The sequence below is a fragment of the Bradyrhizobium sp. CSA207 genome, assembly GCF_029051685.1.
Classification (GTDB): domain Bacteria; phylum Pseudomonadota; class Alphaproteobacteria; order Rhizobiales; family Xanthobacteraceae; genus Bradyrhizobium.
Map to the genome: position 1 here is coordinate 1 of NZ_JAACFT010000013.1, position 20687 is coordinate 20687.

A 20687-nucleotide genomic window follows, 5' to 3' on the forward strand; every position below is an offset into this window, starting at 1 on the left:
GGTTCGGCCTGCCCATGGGTGGCGGCGGGCTTGGCATCGGCACCGTCATCGTGCTCGGCTTGATCGGCTACGCCTTCGGCATCGATCCGCGCATCCTGATCGGCGGTGCCGAGATCCTCACCGGTGGCGGCCAGGCGCCGACCTACCAGACCGATCGGCAGGCGTCCTCGGGCAAGCGCGGCGCGCCGACCGACGAGATGGGCAGCATGATCTCCGGCGTGCTCGGCGAGATCGACGATCGCTGGAGCGAGATCTTCCAGGCCAGCGGCCAGAACTACACCGGGCCGAAGATCGTGCTGTTCCGCAACGCCACCAATGGCGGCCGCTGCGGCATGGCGCAGTCGGCGATGGGCCCGTTCTATTGTCCGCCGGACCGCACCATCTTCCTCGACACCGGCTTCTTCCGCGAGGTCGAGACACGCTTCCGCGGCTGCTCCGGCAATGCCTGCAAGTTCACTGCCGCCTACATCATCGCGCATGAAGCCGGCCATCACATCCAGAACCTGCTCGGCATCATTCCGCGGGTGACGCGGCTGCAGCAGCAGGCCGGCAGCAAGGCCGAGGCCAATGCGCTGCAGGTCAAGGTGGAGCTCCAGGCCGACTGCCTGTCGGGCGTCTGGGTCAACCGCGAGGAGAAGAAGCGTCCGGGCTTCCTCGAGGCCGGCGACATCGACGCCGCCTTGACCACGGCGACCGCGATCGGCGACGACACGCTGCAGCGCCAGGCCACGGGCAGGGTAGTGCCCGACTCCTTCACCCACGGCTCGGCCGCGCAACGCAAGCAATGGTTCATGACCGGCTACAAACAGGGCACGGTGCAGGCCTGCAACACGTTCGGCAGTGGAGCGTTGTAGACTGGCTGTACGTCATCCACGGACCCTCCGGTCCATCCTTCGAGGCGCGCAAGGGCGCGCACCTCAGGATGACGTCGGTGGATGGGCAAGGAGGTATCAAGCGATGGCATCCATCGACGAGTCCAAACAGTTCGTCCCGCTCAACATCGCGGTGCTCACGGTCTCCGACACGCGCGTACTCACCGACGACAAGTCGGGCCAGACGCTGGCCGATCGCCTCACGGGCGCCGGCCATCACCTCGCCGCGCGCGCGATCGTCACCGACGACATCGAGGCGATCCGCGCCGTCATCCGCCGCTGGATCGCGGACGCCGGTGTCGATGTCGTCATTACCACCGGCGGCACCGGTTTTACCGGGCGCGACGTCACCCCCGAGGCGATCGAGCCGTTGTTCGAGAAGCGCATGGACGGCTTCTCGATCGCGTTCCACATGTTGAGCCACGCCAAGATCGGGACGTCGACGATCCAGAGCCGCGCCACCGCCGGTGTCGCGGGCGCGACCTACATCTTCTGTCTCCCCGGCTCTCCGGGGGCCTGCCGCGACGGCTGGGACGGCATCCTCGCCGCCCAACTCGACTACCGCACGCGCCCCTGCAACTTCGTCGAGATCATGCCGCGGCTGGACGAGCATTTGCGAAGGGCGAAGACAAAAGGCGCGACGGTGTAGTTGCTTGCTTTCTTCCCTTCTCCCCCTTGTGGGAGAAGGTGGCGCGAAGCGCCGGATGAGGGGTTCTATCCGCGCATTACAACGCGAGAGAGTCGTGCGCGGAGACAACCCCTCACCCAAGTGAGTCCGCGTTCACCAGCATCGCTACCCTCTCCCACAAGGGGCGAGGGCACATTCATGCGCATCTCGCCCGCTTCGAGAACGCTACAGATCCCGCTCCCAGGTCTCGCCGATCAGGTTCTGGCCAAAACTGCGGTGCGGTTCGGTGGCGACGAGCTTGAAGCCGGCGCCTTCATAGATGTGCCGTGCGGCAACGAGTATGCTCTGCGTCCACAGCGTCATTCGCCGATAGCCGCAGGCGCGTGCGAAGGCGACGCATTCGGCCACCAGCCGCTGGCCGAGGCCCTGGCCGCGCGCCGCCGGATCGAGCAGCAGCAGGCGCAGCTTGGCGACATCGTCGCTCGCCTTGACCAAAAACACCGAGCCGACCGGGCGGCCCTCGATGTCGGCGATCCAGCAGCGCTCGCGCGAGGCGTCGTAGGAGGTCATGTATTTGGCGACGATCTCGGCCACCAGCGCCTCGAAGCCGGAATCGAAGCCATATTCGCTAGCGTAAAGCGCGCCATGGCTCTGTACCACCCAGCCCATGTCGCCGGGACGGGGATCGCGCAAGATCGCGCGCGGGGCCGGCGTGCGCGCCAGACCGAGCAGCCGCTCGATCGTCTCCATCGCGCCGGTCAGCCGCCTGCGGTCCTCGGCCGGCAGGGCTCGCAGCATCGCGGCGACGTCCTCCTGCGTCACGCTCTCGAGCCTGGCGAAGGCCTGGCGGCCCTTCGCGGTCAGGCTGAGCTGGTATTGCCGGCGGTCGGTTGCGAGCGGCTTGCGTACGATCAGCTCGCTCTCGTCGAAGTTCTGCACGATGCGGCTGAGATAGCCGGCATCGAGCCCGAGGGCGACGCCGATCTCCTTGGCCGACTGCTCGCCGCCATGCGCGAGTTCGTAGAGCACGCGCGCCTCGCTGAGCGAGAACGGGGTCTTCAGGAGCTGCTGGTCGAGGACGCCGAGCTTGCGGGTGTAGAAGCGGTTGAACGCGCGAACCGCCTGAACCTGATTATCGCAGACCTGATCGGTCGCAGAACTTGGTGGCGAAGGGCTTGTTGGCATGGCACACCTCAATACTTGCCATTGTCAATTAAATGTTTGACTTTGGCAAGTATCTGGTGGCTCACCCCACCATGACGATGCGGCTGCGCAGCATGGTCCGGGAGGAGCGGCCGAGCCGCCGCAAAAGGCGCGCCTCGGAACGGCGGGCCTGGGGCGGGTAGCCGCCGATCCGGTCATAATGATCACGCCCGATCAAAAGTCCCTGATCGCCGAGCGGGCCGATCAGCTTGCGCGCCACGGAGCGAAGCATGTAGCGGAATCCGGTATCGCTGTAGGGCGAGCGTGCATAGCGGAACACCGCCGCACGATCCCGGCCGCTCGTCGAGACGGCCTGAATGAACTGGGTGGTCTCTTCGATCCAGCCGGTTTCGAGCACCGCGCCGGCGGGGAGGAACATCAGCCAGGGCGAACGGGCCTGAAGCGCGCCGGCGGCAAGCGCGGCGCCCGGCGAGGACCCCTCGTAGCCGATGAAACGGCAGCCTGCGACATCGGCAACGCGCTCGATGACGCCGTTGCGGGTGCCGTCGACCAGGAGGACCTCCCGGATGACCCCCGCAGCGGCGCCGGGTACCAGCGCGGCCAGAGTTGCGACCGCGGTCTGCTCGACACCGTCGGTCGGAATGATGACGCTCAGCATGATCGAGGCTTCAGTCTCTCAAATTCGGGAGAAGCGTAGTTTATATAATGATGTTGTCATAAACACGCTGCGCTTCCGAGCGCAACTTTAGACGGCGCTTTCGGCGTTCGATGGTAAATCACTGCCAGCGATCAGCCAAATGTGTCGCGCGCGGTGAGGCAAGATTGCCGAATGTTTCGGCAAGTGCGGCCTATCACCGTAGGAAACCGGATGTCGCCGCCGCGATTGTCGAGCATCGGCAGGTTATACGATCGCAAGCATCGACGTCTCGATCGGCGGCCTGAACAGGAAAAACCTGCAATGATGGATAGAGGCCCTATCGAACAGCACGTTCGTGTGAACGCCGATCACCACTCCGTTGGCGTGGCGCCAGCATCGGTGAAGCAGGACGCCGCGCCGACGTTGCGGATCCGCGCCTTGATGCTGGGCGACCGCATCAATGCCTCGGGGCTTGAGATCGGTACGCTGGTGTCCTCGGCGCCCGCGGCCTTCCGCGTCCACACGGGCCTTGCCGTGATCTTCCGTTACGGTGTCGTGGTGCTGATCGGGTTGCTCCCTTCGGAGGAGAAGCTTCTGATCGACAGCCTGAAGTCGCGGGTGATCGGTGCATTCAGCCCCTATGAGGAGGAGACTGCGCAGGCGCAGCTCTGCAATGACGAGAACGCCGAGACAATCCAACCGGGCGGGCCGATCTGCCTGGCCAAATTCTCCGACGACCGGCTGCTGCTGGTCGCGGACGCGCTCGCCAAGAGCACCTCGCTGGCACGCGACGAGCGGCGCGTCGCCGCCGTATTTGACGTCATCGAGCCCTTCGCGCGGGAGCTCGCCGAGCGCGGCCGCACTCCGCGCCGGCGCAAGGGCATTTTGCAGCTGATCGGTAACGCGCTGCTGGTGCAGCAGCGCGTCGCCGGCCGCGTTGCGATTGCCGAGAAACCCGACGTGCTCTGGGAGAAGCCCGAGCTCGACCGGCTCTATTCCCGTCTCGAGGACGAGTACGAATTGAAGGAGCGTCTCGACACCCTCGAGCGCAAGCTCACCGCCGTATCGGAGACCGCCAACGCGCTCACCGACATCATCGATACCCAGCGCTCGCTGCGGCTCGAAGTGGCCGTGGTGGTGCTGATCGTGATCGAGGTCGCGATCGGATGTTTCCAGATCCTGGCCGGCATTCACTGAGTTGCTTTGGCGCACGCCGACGATCGACCGCTGGCTTGCGATTGCCATGCTGCGATCTCGGCGAGTTCGGCCTCGGGGCGCGTCTCCACCGTCTGGCAGCGACCGAGATGGAGTAGTCCCGCATCGCCTTCAATCGTGATCCAGTCACCCTCCGACAACACCACATCGGCAAGCCGCGCCTGCCTCGCGCTGGGATCGATCTTCAGCTCGCTGCAGCCGACCACGCATGGCTTGCCCATCTGCCGGGCCACCAGGGCCGCATGCGAGGTGCGCGCACCGACCGCCGTGACGATGCCGGCCGCCACCGCAAAGCCTGCGACGTCGGCCGTGCTTGTATCAGGGCGAAGCAGGATGACCGGCTCGCCCGTCGACGACAGGCGCTGGGCACTCTCGGAACTGAAGGCGGCACGGCCGACACCGATGCCGCCGGAGGCGCCGATGCCAGTCGCCGCCGGCGTGCCGGCTGAAACCAGCGCGGTCTCGGCGAGGGAGGCGAGATCGATTTCGGCGATCCGGACGAGCGCCTCGTCCTTCGTGATCAGGCCCTCATGCACGAGGTCGATCGCGATCCTGACCGCCGCACGCGGTGTCCGTTTCGCCGCGCGCGTCTGGAGGATCCAGAGCCTGCCTTCCTCGATCGTGAACTCGACGTCCTGCACGTCGCGAAATTCGCGCTCGAGCTGCTTCAGGATGTCGCCAAGCTCGGCTTCGCTCCGTGGCAGCGCCCGCGCGATCGCGTCCCGGGCGTCGGGAGAGCGGCGCCCGGACACGACGTCTTCGCCCTGCGCATCGAGTACGAGATCGATCATCGGACGCGGTGTACCGGTCGACGGATCGCGCGAGAAGGCCACGCCGGCGCCGGAGGCCAGCCCGCCATTGCCGAACACCATCGCCTGCACGGTGACGGCGGTGCCCTGGAGTTCTTCGAGCCGCTGGAGTTTCCGATAGGTCTGGGCCCGCTCGCTCATCCAGGACTGGTAGACGGCTTTCGCCGCGGCCTCTAGCTGCGCGACCGCATCGTCGAACCGGCCATCGGCGCGATCCTCGACCAGCAATTGCTCGTCGCCTGCAAGCCGCTCCAGCGCTTCGCTGTCGAGTTCGCGATCGCTGTCGACGCATTCGGCTCCGACCAGCTCCGAGATGCGCGCCGCGAACGCGGCGGCATCGAGTCCGAGCACGGTCTCGCCAAAACTCTCCAGGAAGCGGCGTCGGCAGTCCCAGGCGAGCCGCGGCCGGCCGGTCGCGCGGATCAGGCCGTGCACCGCATCCGACGTGCAGCCAACATTGAGGACGGTGTCGAGCATGCCCGGCATCGATCGGGCGGCCCCCGAGCGCACCGAAACCAGCAGCGGGTGGCGCCGGTCGCCGAAGCGCTTGCCGGTCGCGTCTTCCAGGAACGCGATACCTTCCTTGAGTCCGTCGCGCAGATGACGCTCGGCATGGGCATGCCCGGCGATGATGTTGGCGCAGAGTTTGACCGGCAGCACGAAAGCGGGCGGCACCGGCAGGCCCAGTGCCGCCATCCGGACGAGGTTGGCGGCCTTGGCGCCGATCTCCTCGGCGGAATGCAATTCGGTCGCGCCAGCGCCGATACGCACGATCTGCATGGTGGTCCCCTTAGGCTGCGAGATCGATCATGATGTGACGGCGCAACAGGTGGCCGAAGCCCGCGAAGCGATCCGTGGCGCGCTCGATCGCACGCGCAAGCTCGAGCACCGAGAGCGAGGTCGCAACGTCGAAGCCGCCGCCGAACACCAGGGCGGTCGTCGCACGCTCCTGGCTGTCGGCGGCATGTTCGGCGTCGATCAGACGGGTCACGGCGGACAGCGCATCCTCCGAGTCCGCGCGACGTCCTTCCGGCACGTCGGTCGCCGCGGCGACGCCGCTGGCCGCGACCTCGGTTGTGGTGATGGCGACCGCACAGAGATCGGCGAGTGCGGCCAGCAGTGACGGATCGGTTCGCTCGGGCATGAGGGAGGCGATGAATGCCGCCTGCTCCAGTTCATCGACAGCCTCTTCCGCCCGATCGATCAATTGTCCGATCGTCGGCCGGGCGTTGAGCCGGTCGATCTCCTTGCGGGTCTCGAGCGCGATGCGATCTGCCTTCTGCTCGATCGCGCCACAGCGTCGCGCCAGCAGCTTGCGGTCGGCCGGTTTTCCGGCCTGGAGCGTAGTAATATGGCGCGAGATCGCCGCGACGAGATCATGGGCGAGTCCGATCTGGCGCAGCACGGCAGCAAGCAGGGTGCCGTCGACACGCTCCAGATGCCGCACCAGGTCGGCTTCGATCTGGTCGCGCACCGTCCTGACGGAGCGGCCTGCAAGCAGCGCCTCGGTGGAGACACGCAGCGCCGCCTTCAGGAAGTCGATCGCAGCAGTACGGCCGAGGGCCTGGTCGAGCCGCTCGCCGAAGCCGATGCGCGCCGGCGCCGCATTCCGGACCGCCGACCCGAGCAGTTCGTTGCCACCGAGTTCGAGAAAGCCGCGATGGCCGATTCGCTGCTGCGCTCCCCATTCCAGGATGCGTGTGGCGTCGTCCTTGGCGACCCAGGTCCGCAACAGCTTGCGGGCCTTGTTCCAGTCGATCAGGAACACCAGCGCGGCGCCGACCGCCGCGAGAAATTCGTTGCGATCCGCGGCATGATTTGTCTGGTACTGACCGGTGACGAGATAGAACGAATTGTCCTCGCCGAGACCTGCGGCGGTGTGACGGTCGAGCCCGCTCCAGGTTGCGCCGAACTTGTCGAACAGCGAGATGAGGAACTTTGCTCGTGCCAGGTGCACGTCGGTATAGGTCACGGTGACCGCGTTCTTCTTGACCGCGATCACCACGACATGGGCGTCCGTGGTGCCGATATCGTTCTGGATCAGCAGCCGGCCGCCCGAGCGGGTCGCCATAGTGTCGAGTCCGGGGTGGTTGAACTTCAGCCCGCGCGTCTGGTTCAGGCCCTTCATGAAGGCCTCGACCGCGCTGCGGTCTTCGCCATGGAGGCCGAACACATGGGCGCCGTCGAGTGTTTCCTCCGAACAGCTCGCCGCAAACTTGTTCAGCGCCTTGTGCAGATCCATCACCAGGCGATGGAGGCTATCGCCTGCCGCCTCGGCGACGCCGGTCAGACGGACAATACTGGCGAGATCGATTTCGTTGGCGGCATCGAGCAGGCCCGCGTTCCGGATGGCCATCAGCCGCGCGTTCGCTTTCTCACCCTCCGAAGGCGCGCCGGCGCCGACGGCGCGGATCATCCCCGCGGCGTCGTCCTGAATCTCCTTCATCAGCTGGGCGAGGTTCGGGGCCGCGAGCCGGGACGGTCCGATCAGATGGGCGCCTCCGACCAAGCTTGCAATCGCGGCAGGTGCGATGCCGGCGGCGTGGCTTTCGACCGCAAGCTCACTGGCGGGACGATCGGGGTCTTGCGCGTGCCGGGCCGCCGCCTGCAGCGCGCTCATCCGCACCTTGATGCGGTCGTTGGCGGCGAGCCCTTCCGCCACCAGCGCGGGCAACAGGATGTCGCCTTGTCCGAGCTCTTCGATGATCTGGGTTTTCATGACCTGTCCGCACGACGATTGACGTCGTCTCTATGCCGCGAAGTTGCGGCGGCGGCATTGCGCCAGATCATTCATAAAACCGTCATGCAACATGCCGCTCGCGAAGCAGCGCGGCGCAATGGCGCGCGATTGTCATCTCTTCGTTGGTGGGGATGATGAAAGTGTCGACCGTACCGTCGGCACTGCCGATCCGCTCGCGCGCTGCTTCATTCGCCGCTGCATCGATGCGCACGCCGAGCCAGGCGAGGCGCTCGCCGATACCGCGGCGGATCTCCTTTGCATGCTCGCCGATGCCGCCGGTGAAGACCAGGCAGTCCAGCCCGCCAAGCGCGGTGGTCATCATCGCGACAGCTTGCGCCGCGCGGAAGATGAACAAATCGATCGCCTCTCTTGCGGCGGGCTCGCCGCTTGCGAGCAACGCGCGCATGTCCGAAGAGATGCCGGAAACGCCGAGCAGGCCGGACTCGTGATAGAGCATGTGCTGGACCGCATCGGCCGACATGTTCTCCTGCGCTTGCAGATAGAGCAGGACGCCGGGATCGATCGTGCCGCAGCGCGTGCCCATCACCAGGCCGTCGAGCGGGGTGAGGCCCATCGTGGTGTCGATGCTGCGGCCGTCGAGCAGCGCGCAGAGGCTCGCGCCATTGCCGAGATGCGCGACGACGGTGCGCCCTGGCAGAAGATGCGGTGCAATTTCCGCGAGACGGCCCGCCACATATTCGAACGAGAGGCCGTGAAACCCGTAGCGCCGGACACCGCGCTGTTCATAGCGCCTCGGAATGGCGAAGCGACTCGCCGGCGGCGCCAGGTCATGATGAAACGCGGTGTCGAAGCAGGCGATCTGCCTCAGCTCTGGCCGGATCGCCCGGATGGTGTGGACCGGCGCGAGGCACGGCGGCTGGTGCAGCGGAGCAAGCGGCGTCAGCGCTTCAAGCTTCGCGTAGACATCCTCCGTCAATTCGGCCGGCCCTGAATAGTCTGGCCCACCGTGAACGATGCGATGGCCTACGGCACGCAAGTGGCGTTCGCCAAAATGCTCTTCGATGAAGGCGAGCACGTCGGCGAACAGATGATCGCTGTCGGCATCTGATCCTGTCCGTTGCTTTTCGAAGAGATCCTCGCCCGCCGGGTTCTTCACGATGAGCCGGGGCGTCGTCTCGTGCTCGTCGAGCAGCCCCCTGCAGATCAGGACGGGATCCCGCCCCGACAGCTCGAACAGGCCGAACTTGATGCTCGACGATCCGGAGTTGAGAGCGAGAACGGTGTCCGACATGGCTTGATGTCAATCGCCTGCTTCGACCGGAGTCTTGCCGCCCGCGCTGTTCTGCCAGACCCAGTCGCGAATCTGCGGCATGTCCTCGCCGTGCTCGCGCACATAGTGCGAATGCGCGATCAGCGCGTCGCGGAATTGCTGTTTGACCTGCGCGGCCCTGGTCGCGAGCCCCGGGACACGCTCGATCGCCTCGATCGCCAGATGAAAGCGGTCGAGCTCGTTGAGTACGACCATGTCGAACGGCGTCGTCGTGGTGCCTTCCTCGGCAAAGCCGCGCACGTGCATGCCGGCATGGTTGGCGCGGTTATAGGTCAGTCGATGGATCAGATAGGGATAGCCGTGATAGGCGAAGATCACCGGCTTGTCGCGCGTGAACAGGCTGTCGAAGTCGCGATCGGACAGCCCATGTGGATGCTGCTCCTTCGGCTGCAGCGTCATCAGGTCGACGACGTTGACAACGCGGATCTTCAGCTCGGGCAGCGCCTTGCGCAGCAGGTCGACGGCGGCGAGCGTCTCCAATGTCGGCACGTCGCCGGCGCAGGCCATCACCACGTCGGGTTCGCGAGTTGCGTCTTCCGTGCCCGCCCATGTCCAGATGCCGATGCCGGCATCGCAATGGGTGGCGGCGTCCTGCATCGAGAGCCATTGCGGCGCCGGCTGCTTGCCAGCGACGATGACGTTGACGCGGTTATAGGTGCGCAGGCAGTGATCGGCGATCCACAGCAGCGTATTGGCGTCCGGCGGGAAGTAGATGCGGACGATATCGGCCTTCTTGTTGGCGACGAGATCGACGAAGCCGGGGTCCTGATGGCTGAAGCCGTTGTGGTCCTGGCGCCAGACGTGCGAGGTCAGGAGGTAGTTGAGCGAGGCGATCGGGCGCCGCCACGGCAGATCGCGCGTGACCTTGAGCCACTTGGCGTGCTGGTTGAACATGGAATCCACGATGTGGATGAAGGCCTCGTAGCAGGAGAACAAGCCGTGCCGGCCGGTGAGCAGATAGCCTTCGAGCCAGCCCTGGCACAGATGCTCGCTCAACACCTCCATGACGCGGCCGTCCTGGGCGAGGTGCACGTCGTAAGGCTCGCTCGGCTCCATCCAGACCCGTTCGGTGGCCTCGAACACTGCGTCGAGCCGGTTTGACGCGGTCTCGTCCGGTCCCATGATGCGGAAGTTGCGCTCCTGCGCGTTGAGGCGGATGACGTCGCGCAGGAACCTGCCGAGTTCGCGCGTCGCTTCGCCGGTGACGCCGCCAGGCTTTGGGACATCCACAGCGAAGCTGCGGAAGTCCGGCAGCTTGAGCTCCTTCTTCAGCAGCCCGCCATTGGCGTGCGGATTGGCGCCCATGCGGCGGTTGCCTTCGGGTGCCAGCGCCTGCAGCTCGGAGGCGAGCGCGCCGTTCGCGTCGAACAGCTTTTCCGGCTCGTAGCTCCGCATCCAGTTTTCCAGCACCTTCAGATGCGCCGGATTCTCGCGGCAACCGGAGACGGGCACTTGGTGCGCGCGCCAAAAACCCTCGACCTTGAGCCCGTCGACTTCCTTGGGGCCGGTCCAGCCCTTCGGGCTGCGCAACACGATCATCGGCCAGCGCGGCCGCTCGACCGCCTTGCGGCCGTCGCGGGCGTGCTGCTGGATCGAGCGGATGCTGGCGAGCGCGACGTCCAGCGCATCGGCCATGGTCCGGTGCATCAGCTTGGGATCGTCGCCCTCGACGAACAGCGGCTCGTGGCCGAGCCCGCGGAACAGGTCGCGGATCTCCGCGTCGCGCATCCGCCCCATGACGGTGGGATTGGCGATCTTGTAGCCGTTGAGATGCAGGATCGGCAGCACCGCGCCGTCATGCGCCGGGTTCAAGAACTTGTTCGAGTGCCAGGACGCCGCGAGCGGGCCGGTCTCGGCCTCGCCGTCGCCGACGACGCAGGCAACGATCAGGCCGGGATTGTCGAGCGCCGCGCCGTAGGCATGCACCAGCGCGTAGCCGAGTTCGCCGCCTTCGTGGATGGAGCCCGGCGTTTCCGGCGCGGCGTGGCTCGGAATCCCACCGGGGAAGGAGAACTGCCGGAAAAGCTTGCGCAATCCGTCCGTGTCGCGCCCGATGTCGGGGTAGATCTCGCTGTAGCTGCCTTCGAGATAGGTGTTGGCGACCATACCCGGGCCGCCATGGCCGGGCCCGCAGACATAGATCATGTCGAGATCCAGCGTGCGGATCACGCGGTTGAGATGGGCGTAGATGAAGTTCAGCCCCGGCGTCGTACCCCAATGGCCGAGCAAACGCGGCTTGATCTGCTCGGGCCTCAACGGCTCGCGCAGCAACGGGTTGTCGAGGAGATAGATCTGGCCGACGGAGAGATAGTTGGCGGCACGCCAGTAGCGATCGAGGAGATCGAGGTCGCTGCTCGCCGCGGCCGATTGTTGTTGATTTGTCATGTTCCTGCCGACTTTCACCCAGCGATCGTCACCAACCATGTTCCGCGACGATCGATCCCGCCGGATCAAACGGGATCGCCGGACGTGCGTGTTGCGTGAAGTCAAAGGCGCGCGCCCGAACATTGGGCAGCGTTACTGTGCATGGGGTTGTTTTCGCGTTTTTGTTCTCGTTCTTGATTTGTTCCTTCTGCGTGCTATCTTGGCTTCATGAGTCGAGCATCCTCTCGTGCCCTCAAGCACCCGCCGGTCACGGCGCCCTCCGAGCCGGCGGGTGCGCCTTCGGACATTCCTGCCGCTTTCCCAGAGATTGCCGTCGCGATCGACCGCGAGCGCAGGCGAGGGCGGGGCGCGCAATCCAACGCCAGCGGCCGCTTCGAAGCCGAGGCGCGCGTCGCCTTCGACGACGGCTGGCAGAGCCTGGATGAGCTGCCGCCGTTCAAGACCACGGTCGGGCTCGACACCTCGCGCAAGGTGATCACCCGCAACGAGTCGCCCGATATCGGCTTCGACCGCTCGATCAATCCCTATCGCGGCTGCGAGCATGGCTGCGTCTATTGCTTCGCACGGCCGACGCACGCCTATCTCGGCCTGTCGCCGGGCCTCGACTTCGAGTCAAAACTGTTTGCCAAGCCCGAGGCGCCGGCGCTGCTCGAGAAGGAGCTCGCCGCGCCCGGCTACGAGCCGCGAATGATCGCGATCGGCACCAACACCGATCCCTATCAGCCGATCGAGCGCGAGCGCAAAATCATGCGCGGCATTCTGGAGGTGCTGGAGCGCGCCGGCCATCCCGTCGGCATCGTCACCAAATCGGCGCTGGTGACACGCGACATCGACATTCTCGCACGGATGGCCAAGCGCAGCCTCGCCAAAGTCGCGATCTCGGTGACCTCGCTCGATGCGAAACTGGCGCGCTCCATGGAGCCGCGGGCCTCGACGCCGCCGAAGCGGCTGGAAGCGCTGAAGCAGCTCTCGGACGCCGGCATTCCGACCACCGTGATGGTCGCGCCCGTGATCCCCGCGCTGAACGATTCCGAGATCGAGCGCATCCTGGATGCGGCGGCCCACGCCGGCGTCAAGGAAGCCTCCTACGTGCTGTTGCGGCTGCCGCTCGAGGTGCGCGATCTCTTCCGCGAATGGCTGATGGCGAACTATCCGGACCGCTACCGCCACGTCTTCACCCTGATCCGCGACATGCGCGGCGGGCGCGACTACGATTCGAAATGGGGCGAGCGGATGAAGGGCACTGGTCCGATGGCCTGGACCATCGGCCGCCGCTTCGAGATCGCCTGCGACAGGCTCGGCCTCAACAAGCGACGCGCGAAGCTGACGACGGACCACTTTGCCAGGCCGAAGCGGAACGGCGATCAGCTCAGTCTGTTCTGATGAGTCGTTGAATAACGGGAATTGTCCGGGGTTCCCTGTTGCGCGCACCGGACCGCTTGCGCAGGATCCCGGTCATGATTCGGGACAAGTCCGCCAACAAGCCGGCCAAGAAGGCCACGCCCCAGAAGCCTGCGAAGACCACGGTTGGCAAGGCCGAGGCCAGGAAGACCGAGGCCAGCAAGGCGACCGAGGTCAGCGAGGCGACCGACGTCAGCGAGGCCGAGGCCGGCAAGGGCGCCGCCAAGGGGGGCATTATCGCCGTCGCCCCGCCGAGCTTCCGCCGCGAGCGCGCGCTGATCAAGCGCGGGATCTGGCCGGTCGCGGGCTGCGACGAGGCCGGCCGCGGGCCGCTCGCCGGGCCCGTGGTGGCGGCCGCCGTGATCCTCGACCCCGCCCGTATCCCGCGCGGCATCGACGATTCCAAGCGGCTGACGGCGGAAGAGCGCGAAAGACTGTTCGACAAGATCTGCGCGACCGCGCAGGTCTCGGTCGTCGTCGCCTCGCGCTCCCGGATCGACCGCGACAACATCTTGCGGGCCTCGCTGTGGGCCTTGAAGCGCGCGGTGGGGGCGCTGCCCGAGGCGCCCCGCCACGTCTTCGTCGACGGACGCGACCGGCTCGATACGGCGTGCGATTGCGAGGCTGTGATCGGCGGCGACGGCATCGTCCTGTCGATTGCGGCGGCCTCGATTATCGCCAAGGTGACGCGCGACCGGCTGATGTGCGCGCTGGCGCAGGACTGCCCGGGCTACGGTTTTGAGCAGCACAAGGGCTACGCCGTCCCGGATCACCTCGACGCGCTGGACCGCCTCGGCCCCTCCGTCCACCACCGCAGCTTCTTCGCCCCTGTCGCCGCCGCCCGCGCCAAGCACATGCCCTGGACCGTCGAGCCGGTGCAGGATCTGTTTGCGGTGACCGAGGTCGACGTGCAGGTGGACGCGAGTGTCGAAATCGATGCTTCAGCGCGGCTCTAGGGTCTCGTCCCGCAGCTTCCGCATCGTCATGGCCGGGCTTGACCCGGCCATCCACGTCTTTGCCGCCTGCTCCGAAGAACGTCGATGCCCGGGACAAGCCCGGGCATGACGGGCAGACGGTCGTTGCCACGACGCGCAGCGCCCTTTATCAAAACAGTCGTGAGCGATTAGGGCCGGCTGCACGGGTTGGCTGCATCTTTCGGACGTTGCATGCGGTTTACCTCCCTGGTCATCGAGCTCATTCGCGCCCGGCCGCGGCTGATCGTGTGGATCGCCGTGCTGGTGCAGGCTGCGATGTGGCTGTTGGTGGCGCTGGTGTTCTACCGCAGCCCGCCCGGCAACCTCGCGACCCTGCTCGCCTTCGGCCGCGAGTACCAGGTCGGTACCGATCTCGGCCCGCCTCTGGCTGCCTGGCTCGCCGACATCGCCTATCGCGCCGCCGGCGGCCACATGTTCGGCGTCTATGTGCTGGCCGAGCTGTGCGAGATTGCGACCTTCATCACGCTCTATCATCTGGCGCGCGCGGTGGTCGGCACCCAGCATGCGGTGCTCGCCGTGCTCTTGACCATGACGCTGCTGGCCTTCTCTTCGTCCGCGCTCGACTTCGGTCCGCTGGTGTTGGCGCGCCCGCTCTGGGCGCTGCTCCTGCTGCATTCCTGGCAACTGATCGGCCAGCGCCGCGGCAATGGCTGGTTCGCCTGGTCGATTGAAGCCGGGCTGTTGCTGCTCACGACGCCCGCGGCGATCTTTCTCTTGCTGCTGCTCGTCGTCTTTGCGCTGGCGACCGCCGGGGGGCGCAGGACGCTGCGAGCACTCGATCCGTTGTATGCGCTGGTCGTGGTCGCCGTGCTGGCGCTGCCTTATGCCATCTGGGTGATGCGTGCGGAGACGCTGACCCTGCCGGCCTTGCCGCAGCTCTCGGAATTGAATGGCCGCGCGCTTCACGCGGCGTGGTTGCTCGGCAGCCTCGTGCTGGGCGCGGTGTCGGTCCCGGTCCTGGCTTTCCTCAACACCGGCTGGTTCGCCGGCAAGGGCGATGAGGCGCCGATCATCTACCGGCCGCCGGTCGAGCCGCTCGCGCGCAACTTCGTCTATTTCTTCGCGCTCGCGCCGGTGCTCGGCGGGGTCGTGATCTCCGGCCTGTTCGGGCTCGACGGCGTCGTCGGCGGTGCCGGCGCCGTGCTGCTGATGTCGGGGCTTGCCGTGGTGGTGGCGGCCGGCGATCTCATCGCGATGCGCCGCGCGCGGTTGCTGCGCACGGTGTGGGCTGCCGCCGTGGTGGCGCCAGCTGCCGGCGTCGTGCTGGCATCCCTGCTGCTGCCCTGGACCGGCACCGGCGAGATCGCGACCTCGATGCCGGCCCGCGAAATCTCGGACTTCTTCGACGAGAGCTTTTCCCGCCGCACCAACCATCGCCTGCGCGCGGTCGCCGGCGAGACCCAGCTTGCGAGCCTGATCACGCTGCATTCCGGCCGGCCGCATCTGTTCATCGATGCCGAGCCTGCGCGCACGCCGTGGATGACACCAGCAAGGTTCAGCGAGAGCGGCGGCGTCGTGGTCTGGCGCACCTCCGACACAGCCGGCACCCCGCCACCGGAAATCCTCAGGCGCTTTCCCGGCATCGTGCCGGAAGTGCCGCGCGCCTTCGAATGGCTGGTGACCGGACGCCAGCAATTGCTGCGCATCGGCTGGGCCATCGTGCGGCCGAAGGGCAGCTAATGGCTCGCGTGCTTCTCTCCTTCGTCATTGCGAGCGAAGCGAAGCAATCCAGAGTCCTTCCGCGAGTAACAGTCTGGTTTGCTTCGCTGCGCTCGCAATGACGGGGATGGGTCGTTCTGCCCTCACGCGCCCGCCATCGCCTTCGCGATTGCCCGCAGATCCTGCCAAGCCAGCCGCTTATAGGAGGGCGAGCGCAACAGGTAGGCCGGGTGGAACGTCGGCAGCGCGCGGATGGTGCGCGCGCCGGTGTTGTAGTCGAACCAGCGGCCGCGGGTGCGCATGATGCCCTCGCGCGTCGACAGCAATGTCTGAGTCGAAGGATTGCCGAGTGTCACCAGCACGTCGGGGTTCACCAGCTCGATCTGGCGCTGGATGAATGGCAGGCAGATCTGCGTCTCCTGCGGCGTGGGCGTGCGGTTGCCGGGCGGCCGCCACGGGATCACGTTGGCGATGTAGGCGGTGCCGCGGTTGAGTCCGATCGCGCCGATCATGAGGTCGAGCAGCTTTCCGCTGCGTCCGACAAAGGGCAGCCCCTCAATGTCTTCATCGCGGCCCGGCGCCTCGCCGACGAACATGATGCGCGCCTGCGGATTGCCGTCGGCGAACACCAGCCGCGTCGCGGTATGCTTGAGCGCGCAGCCCTCGAAGCCCTGCATCAGCTCGCGGAGCGCCTCCAGCGTCGGGGCGGTGCGCGCGGCCTCGCGGGCAGAAGCGATCGCGACCTCTGGTGCGGGCGCAACCTTACCGCGGATCACGGCCGGCGCGGCGACTGGCCGCGGTGCCTCGACCGGGGGCGCTGCGCGCGGGGCCGGCGGCGGGGCGTCCGCCTCGGCCAGCCGGTCGATCGATTCCTCTGCGAGCGCGCAGTCGACACCGGCCTCCAGATAGAAGGCGAGAAGCTCTCGGACGGTGGGTGCGGGTTCGGGGATCATTTGGAAAGTCGGACTTTTATATCAGTTTGGGGCGCCTTGCATCCCAGTGGAACGCATTTCCGAGGTTGTCCTACCCGGAAAAATCGGAAACAAGAGGACGCAAACGACGAGGAACCGTCTCAAGGGCTGAGATCAGATGAGCACCGAAGAACTTCCCCCGCGCGAATCCATGGAATTCGACGTCGTCATCGTCGGCGCCGGCCCCTCGGGCCTTGCGGCCGCGATCCGGCTGAAGCAGCTCAACGCCGATCTCAACGTCGTCGTGGTGGAGAAGGGCTCCGAGGTCGGTGCGCATATTCTCTCGGGCGCCGTGATCGACCCGGCCGGGCTCGACAAGCTCGTTCCGGACTGGCGCGAGGATTCCGACTGCCCGCTGAAGACGCAGGTCAAGGACGACCGCTTCTACTGGATGACGGGTGGCGGCGCGATCAGGCTGCCGAACTTCGTGATGCCGCCGCTGATGGACAACCATCACTGCTATATCGGCTCGCTCGGCAATGTCTGCCGCTGGCTGGCGCGCAAGGCGGAGGCGCTCGGCGTCGAGATCTATCCGGGCTTTGCCGCGGCCGAGGTGCTCTATGACGAGCAGGGGGCGGTGAAGGGCATCGCCACCGGCGACATGGGCATCGGCAAGGACGGCAAGCCGAAGGACTCCTTTACCCGCGGCATGGAATTGCTCGGCAAGTACACGCTGTTCGCCGAGGGCGCCCGCGGCAGCCTGACCAAGCAGCTGATCAACAAGTTCGCGCTCGACGCAAACAGCGAGCCGTCGAAATTCGGGATCGGCCTCAAGGAGGTCTGGCAGATCGACTCCGCCAAGCATCAGAAGGGCTTGATCCAGCACTCCTTCGGCTGGCCGCTCGATCTGAAGACCGGCGGCGGTTCGTTCCTCTATCATTACGACGACAATCTCGTTGCCGTCGGCTTCGTCGTGCATCTCAACTACGACGATCCGTATCTGTCGCCGTTCGACGAATTCCAGCGCTTCAAGACCCATCCCTCGATCCGCGGCACCTTCGAAGGCGCCAAGCGGCTTGCCTACGGCGCGCGCGCCATCACCGAAGGCGGCTACCAGTCGGTGCCGAAGCTCAGCTTCCCCGGCGGTGCGCTGATCGGCTGCGCGGCCGGCTTCGTCAACGTGCCGCGTATCAAGGGCGTGCACAATGCGATGGGGACCGGCATGCTCGCTGCCGAGCACGTCGCTGCCGCCATCGCTGCGGATCGCGCCAATGACGAGGTCGTCGAGTACGAGAACGCCTGGCGCTCGTCGTCGGTCGGCAAGGACCTGTTCCTGGTCCGCAACGTCAAGCCGCTGTGGTCGAAGTTCGGCACCGTGATCGGCGTCGCCCTCGGCGGCTTCGACATGTGGTGCAACACGCTGTTCGGCGGCTCGCTGTTCGGCACCCAGTCGCACGCCAAGCCCGATCGCGCGACGCTCGATCCGGCAAAGAACCACGCGCCGAGGAACTATCCGAAGCCGGACGGCAAGATCACCTTCGACAAGCTGTCCTCTGTGTTCCTGTCCAACACCAATCATGAGGAGGACCAGCCGGTCCATCTCAAGGTGACCGACATGAACCTGCAGAAGACATCCGAGCACGACGTCTACGCCGGTCCCTCAAACCGCTATTGCCCGGCCGGGGTCTATGAGTGGGTGGAGGAGGGCGCGAGCCCGCGCTTCCAGATCAACGCCCAGAACTGCGTCCACTGCAAAACCTGCGACGTGAAGGACCCCAACGGCAACATCACCTGGGTTCCTCCGGAGGGCGGCGGTGGGCCGAATTACGAGGCCATGTAATTGAGGCCATGTGAGGCCGAATCTCAGGTCTGCTGACGCGGGCAATCTGACGCACGTTCGCGTGAGAAACGGGGCCGCCGACGACCGCCGCAGCCACGATACGGCCATAGTAAGAGCGTTTTGGGCGGCTAGGGCCGGTTGTGGCACGCGGAGGCGATCATCCGGTCCGAATCCTTGCGGCGAAGCGCCAAAAGCGGCATTGTTCGGCCCTGACGGTTCCGGGTCCCGATGCCACCGGCCGCGTTTGCATGCGAGACGGCCTTTTTGCTCCAAACCCAGGCACTACCAACTCAAGGCGAGCCCTGATGTTTTCAAATCGTTTCAACCGCTGGACCGTTGCTGCCATCGCCCTCTTGGGCACAGCGATCGCGACGGTCCCCGGCGGGGTCATGGCGCAGACGCCGGATCATCCGGCCGACACGGCGGCGCAGTTTCCGACCCGAAATGACCTGAAGGCGCTCACGACCTCCGGCAGCTATCTCGCCGCCCGCCACGCCAGTGTCGAGCGCGATGCGGCGTCCGCCGCCGCGTTCTACCGCTCTGCGCTGCGCAGCGATCCCAAGAACAACGAGCTGCTCGACCGAGCCTTCATCTCCTCGGTCGCCGACGGCGATATCGACGAGGCGGTCAAGCTAGCCGAGCGCATCCTCACCATCGACAAGACCAACCGCGTCGCCCGACTCGTCGTCGGCGTGCACGATCTCAAGTTCAAGAAGTACGCGACCGCGCAGAGCAACATCAACCAGTCTATCCGCGGTCCCATCACCGATCTCGTCGCCACGCTGCTGTCGGGCTGGGCCGCCTATGGCGCCGGCGACGCCAAGGGCGGTGTCGCCGCCATCGACAAGCTGGCCGGTCCCGAATGGTACCCGCTGTTCAAGGATCTCCACGCCGGCATGATCCTCGAGCTCGCCGGTAAGGAGAAGGACGCGGGCGTCCGCTTCGAGCGTGCCTACAAGCTCGACGATTCCATGCTGCGCATCACCGAGGCCTATGGCCGCTGGCTGTCGCGCAACAAGGATTCCGCCGCGGCGACCACGGTGTACCTGGCCTTCGACAAGAAGCTCGCCCGTCATCCGCTGATCCAGGAAGGTCTGCGCGAGACCAAGGCCGGCAAGAAGATGCCGCCTTTGGCCGATTCGGCGCAAGCCGGTGCGGCCGAAGCTCTCTACGGCATCGGCGCCACCCTGACTCGTCGCGGCGGCGAGGACCTCGCACTGGTCTATCTCCAGCTCGCGCTCTATCTCCAGCCCAGCCATCCACTGGCGCTGCTGTCGCTCGCCGATCTCTACGAGTCCGTGAAGCGGCCGCAGATGGCTATCAAGGTCTATGAGCGCGTGCCGTCATCCTCGCCGCTCAAGCGCAATGCGCAGATCCAGCTCGCCGTCGATCTCGATTCCGCCGACCGCACCGACGAGGCGATCAAGATCCTCAAGGGCGTCGTCAGCGAGGATCCCAAGGACCTCGAAGCCATCATGGCGCTCGGCAATCTCGAGCGCGGCCGCAAGAAGTTCGGCGACTGCGGTGCGACCTATTCGCAAGGCATCGACGTGCTGCCGGCCGGCAACGACAAGGCCAACAGCGTCTGGTACTATTACCGCGGCATCTGCGAGGAGCGCTCCAAGCAGTGGGGCAAGGCCGAAGCCGACATGAAGAAGGCGCTCGAGCTCCAGGCCGACCAGCCGCACGTCCTCAACTATCTCGGCTATTCCTGGATCGACCAGGGCGTGAATCTCGACGAAGGCATGAAGATGATCAAGCGCGCCGTCGAGCAGCGCCCCGACGACGGCTACATCGTCGACTCCCTCGGCTGGGCCTATTACCGCATCGGCAATTACGAGGAGGCGGTGAAGAATCTCGAGCGTGCGATCGATCTCAAGCCCGAGGATCCCACCATCAACGATCACCTTGGCGACGCCTATTGGCGCGTCGGCCGCACGCTGGAAGCCAAATTCCAGTGGGCCCATGCCCGCGATCTCAAGCCCGAGCCGGAGGAGCTGCCGAAGATCGAGGCCAAGATCGCCAACGGCATGTCGGACGACAATTCGAACTCTTCAGCGGCGCAGGCCGAGAAGAAAAAGGATGACGGTAGGGGCGGCTGATCTGCGCGCATGATCCGGAACAGCCTGTGGCGGCTTCC

At 66.0% G+C, this 20687-nt stretch carries 15 protein-coding genes; 8 read left to right on the forward strand and 7 right to left on the reverse strand.

Features of this window, described 5'->3' with window-relative positions; all coding sequences use genetic code 11:
* Positions 1–854, forward strand: an 854-nt coding sequence (locus tag GWG65_RS16045; RefSeq protein ID WP_275196539.1) for a neutral zinc metallopeptidase, incomplete at its 5' end; no start/stop codon positions are given.
* 103 nt (positions 855–957) lie between these two features.
* Positions 958–1521 carry a molybdenum cofactor biosynthesis protein B gene (gene moaB / locus GWG65_RS16050; RefSeq protein ID WP_275196540.1) on the forward strand — a complete coding sequence of 188 codons (564 nt, stop codon included), beginning with the start codon at positions 958–960 and terminating at the stop codon, positions 1519–1521.
* A 204-nt stretch (positions 1522–1725) separates the two neighbouring features.
* Here the strand turns inward: moaB and GWG65_RS16055 are convergent, their stop codons facing one another.
* The gene (locus tag GWG65_RS16055; RefSeq protein WP_275196541.1) at positions 1726–2685 is read right to left on the reverse strand and encodes a helix-turn-helix domain-containing GNAT family N-acetyltransferase; all 960 of its coding nucleotides are present in this window, start codon (positions 2683–2685) and stop codon (positions 1726–1728) included.
* 61 nt (positions 2686–2746) lie between these two features.
* Complete coding sequence (locus tag GWG65_RS16060; RefSeq protein ID WP_275196542.1) at positions 2747–3322, reverse strand: glycosyl transferase; 576 nt, start codon at positions 3320–3322, stop codon at positions 2747–2749.
* Positions 3323–3742: 420 nt separating this feature from the next.
* Between GWG65_RS16060 and GWG65_RS16065 the strand changes: the two genes are divergently transcribed.
* Positions 3743–4498 carry an RMD1 family protein gene (locus GWG65_RS16065; RefSeq protein ID WP_275196728.1) on the forward strand — a complete coding sequence of 252 codons (756 nt, stop codon included), beginning with the start codon at positions 3743–3745 and terminating at the stop codon, positions 4496–4498.
* Here the strand turns inward: GWG65_RS16065 and GWG65_RS16070 are convergent.
* The 4 genes from GWG65_RS16070 to GWG65_RS16085 all read right to left on the reverse strand — a co-directional run bounded on the left by GWG65_RS16070 (position 4492) and on the right by GWG65_RS16085 (position 11741).
* Positions 4492–6105: a PEP/pyruvate-binding domain-containing protein gene (locus tag GWG65_RS16070; protein ID WP_275196543.1), complete on the reverse strand. Its 1614-nt coding sequence runs from the start codon at positions 6103–6105 to the stop codon at positions 4492–4494. The two genes, GWG65_RS16065 and GWG65_RS16070, sit on opposite strands and share 7 nt — an antisense overlap.
* 10 nt (positions 6106–6115) lie before the next feature.
* Positions 6116–8044 carry a hypothetical protein gene (locus GWG65_RS16075; RefSeq protein WP_275196544.1) on the reverse strand — a complete coding sequence of 643 codons (1929 nt, stop codon included), beginning with the start codon at positions 8042–8044 and terminating at the stop codon, positions 6116–6118.
* An 82-nt stretch (positions 8045–8126) separates the two neighbouring features.
* Positions 8127–9317 carry an acetate/propionate family kinase gene (locus GWG65_RS16080; protein ID WP_275196545.1) on the reverse strand — a complete coding sequence of 397 codons (1191 nt, stop codon included), beginning with the start codon at positions 9315–9317 and terminating at the stop codon, positions 8127–8129.
* 9 nt (positions 9318–9326) lie between these two features.
* Positions 9327–11741 carry a phosphoketolase family protein gene (locus GWG65_RS16085; RefSeq protein WP_275196546.1) on the reverse strand — a complete coding sequence of 805 codons (2415 nt, stop codon included), beginning with the start codon at positions 11739–11741 and terminating at the stop codon, positions 9327–9329.
* A 207-nt stretch (positions 11742–11948) separates the two neighbouring features.
* Here GWG65_RS16085 and GWG65_RS16090 point away from each other — a divergent pair, with 207 nt between their 5' ends.
* The 3 genes from GWG65_RS16090 (at position 11949) to GWG65_RS16100 (ending at position 15817) form a co-directional block, all read left to right on the forward strand.
* Positions 11949–13124, forward strand: coding sequence for a PA0069 family radical SAM protein (locus GWG65_RS16090; RefSeq protein ID WP_275196547.1), 1176 nt, complete (start codon positions 11949–11951; stop codon positions 13122–13124).
* Positions 13125–13198: 74 nt separating this feature from the next.
* Positions 13199–14098 (forward strand): ribonuclease HII, encoded by a 900-nt coding sequence (locus tag GWG65_RS16095; RefSeq protein WP_275196548.1) that lies wholly within the window; start codon positions 13199–13201, stop codon positions 14096–14098.
* A gap of 210 nt (positions 14099–14308) precedes the next feature.
* The gene (locus GWG65_RS16100) at positions 14309–15817 is read left to right on the forward strand and encodes a glycosyltransferase family 39 protein (RefSeq protein WP_275196549.1); all 1509 of its coding nucleotides are present in this window, start codon (positions 14309–14311) and stop codon (positions 15815–15817) included.
* A gap of 122 nt (positions 15818–15939) precedes the next feature.
* Here the strand turns inward: GWG65_RS16100 and GWG65_RS16105 are convergent, their stop codons facing one another.
* Complete coding sequence (locus GWG65_RS16105) at positions 15940–16749, reverse strand: uracil-DNA glycosylase (RefSeq protein ID WP_275196551.1); 810 nt, start codon at positions 16747–16749, stop codon at positions 15940–15942.
* Positions 16750–16885: 136 nt separating this feature from the next.
* Here GWG65_RS16105 and GWG65_RS16110 point away from each other — a divergent pair, with 136 nt between their 5' ends.
* Together GWG65_RS16110 and GWG65_RS16115 are read left to right on the forward strand one after the other, a co-directional pair.
* Positions 16886–18547, forward strand: coding sequence for an electron transfer flavoprotein-ubiquinone oxidoreductase (locus tag GWG65_RS16110; protein ID WP_275196553.1), 1662 nt, complete (start codon positions 16886–16888; stop codon positions 18545–18547).
* A 305-nt stretch (positions 18548–18852) separates the two neighbouring features.
* Positions 18853–20649, forward strand: a complete 1797-nt coding sequence (locus GWG65_RS16115; RefSeq protein WP_275196555.1) for a tetratricopeptide repeat protein — start codon at positions 18853–18855, stop codon at positions 20647–20649.
* The last annotated feature ends 38 nt before the right edge of the window (positions 20650–20687 follow it).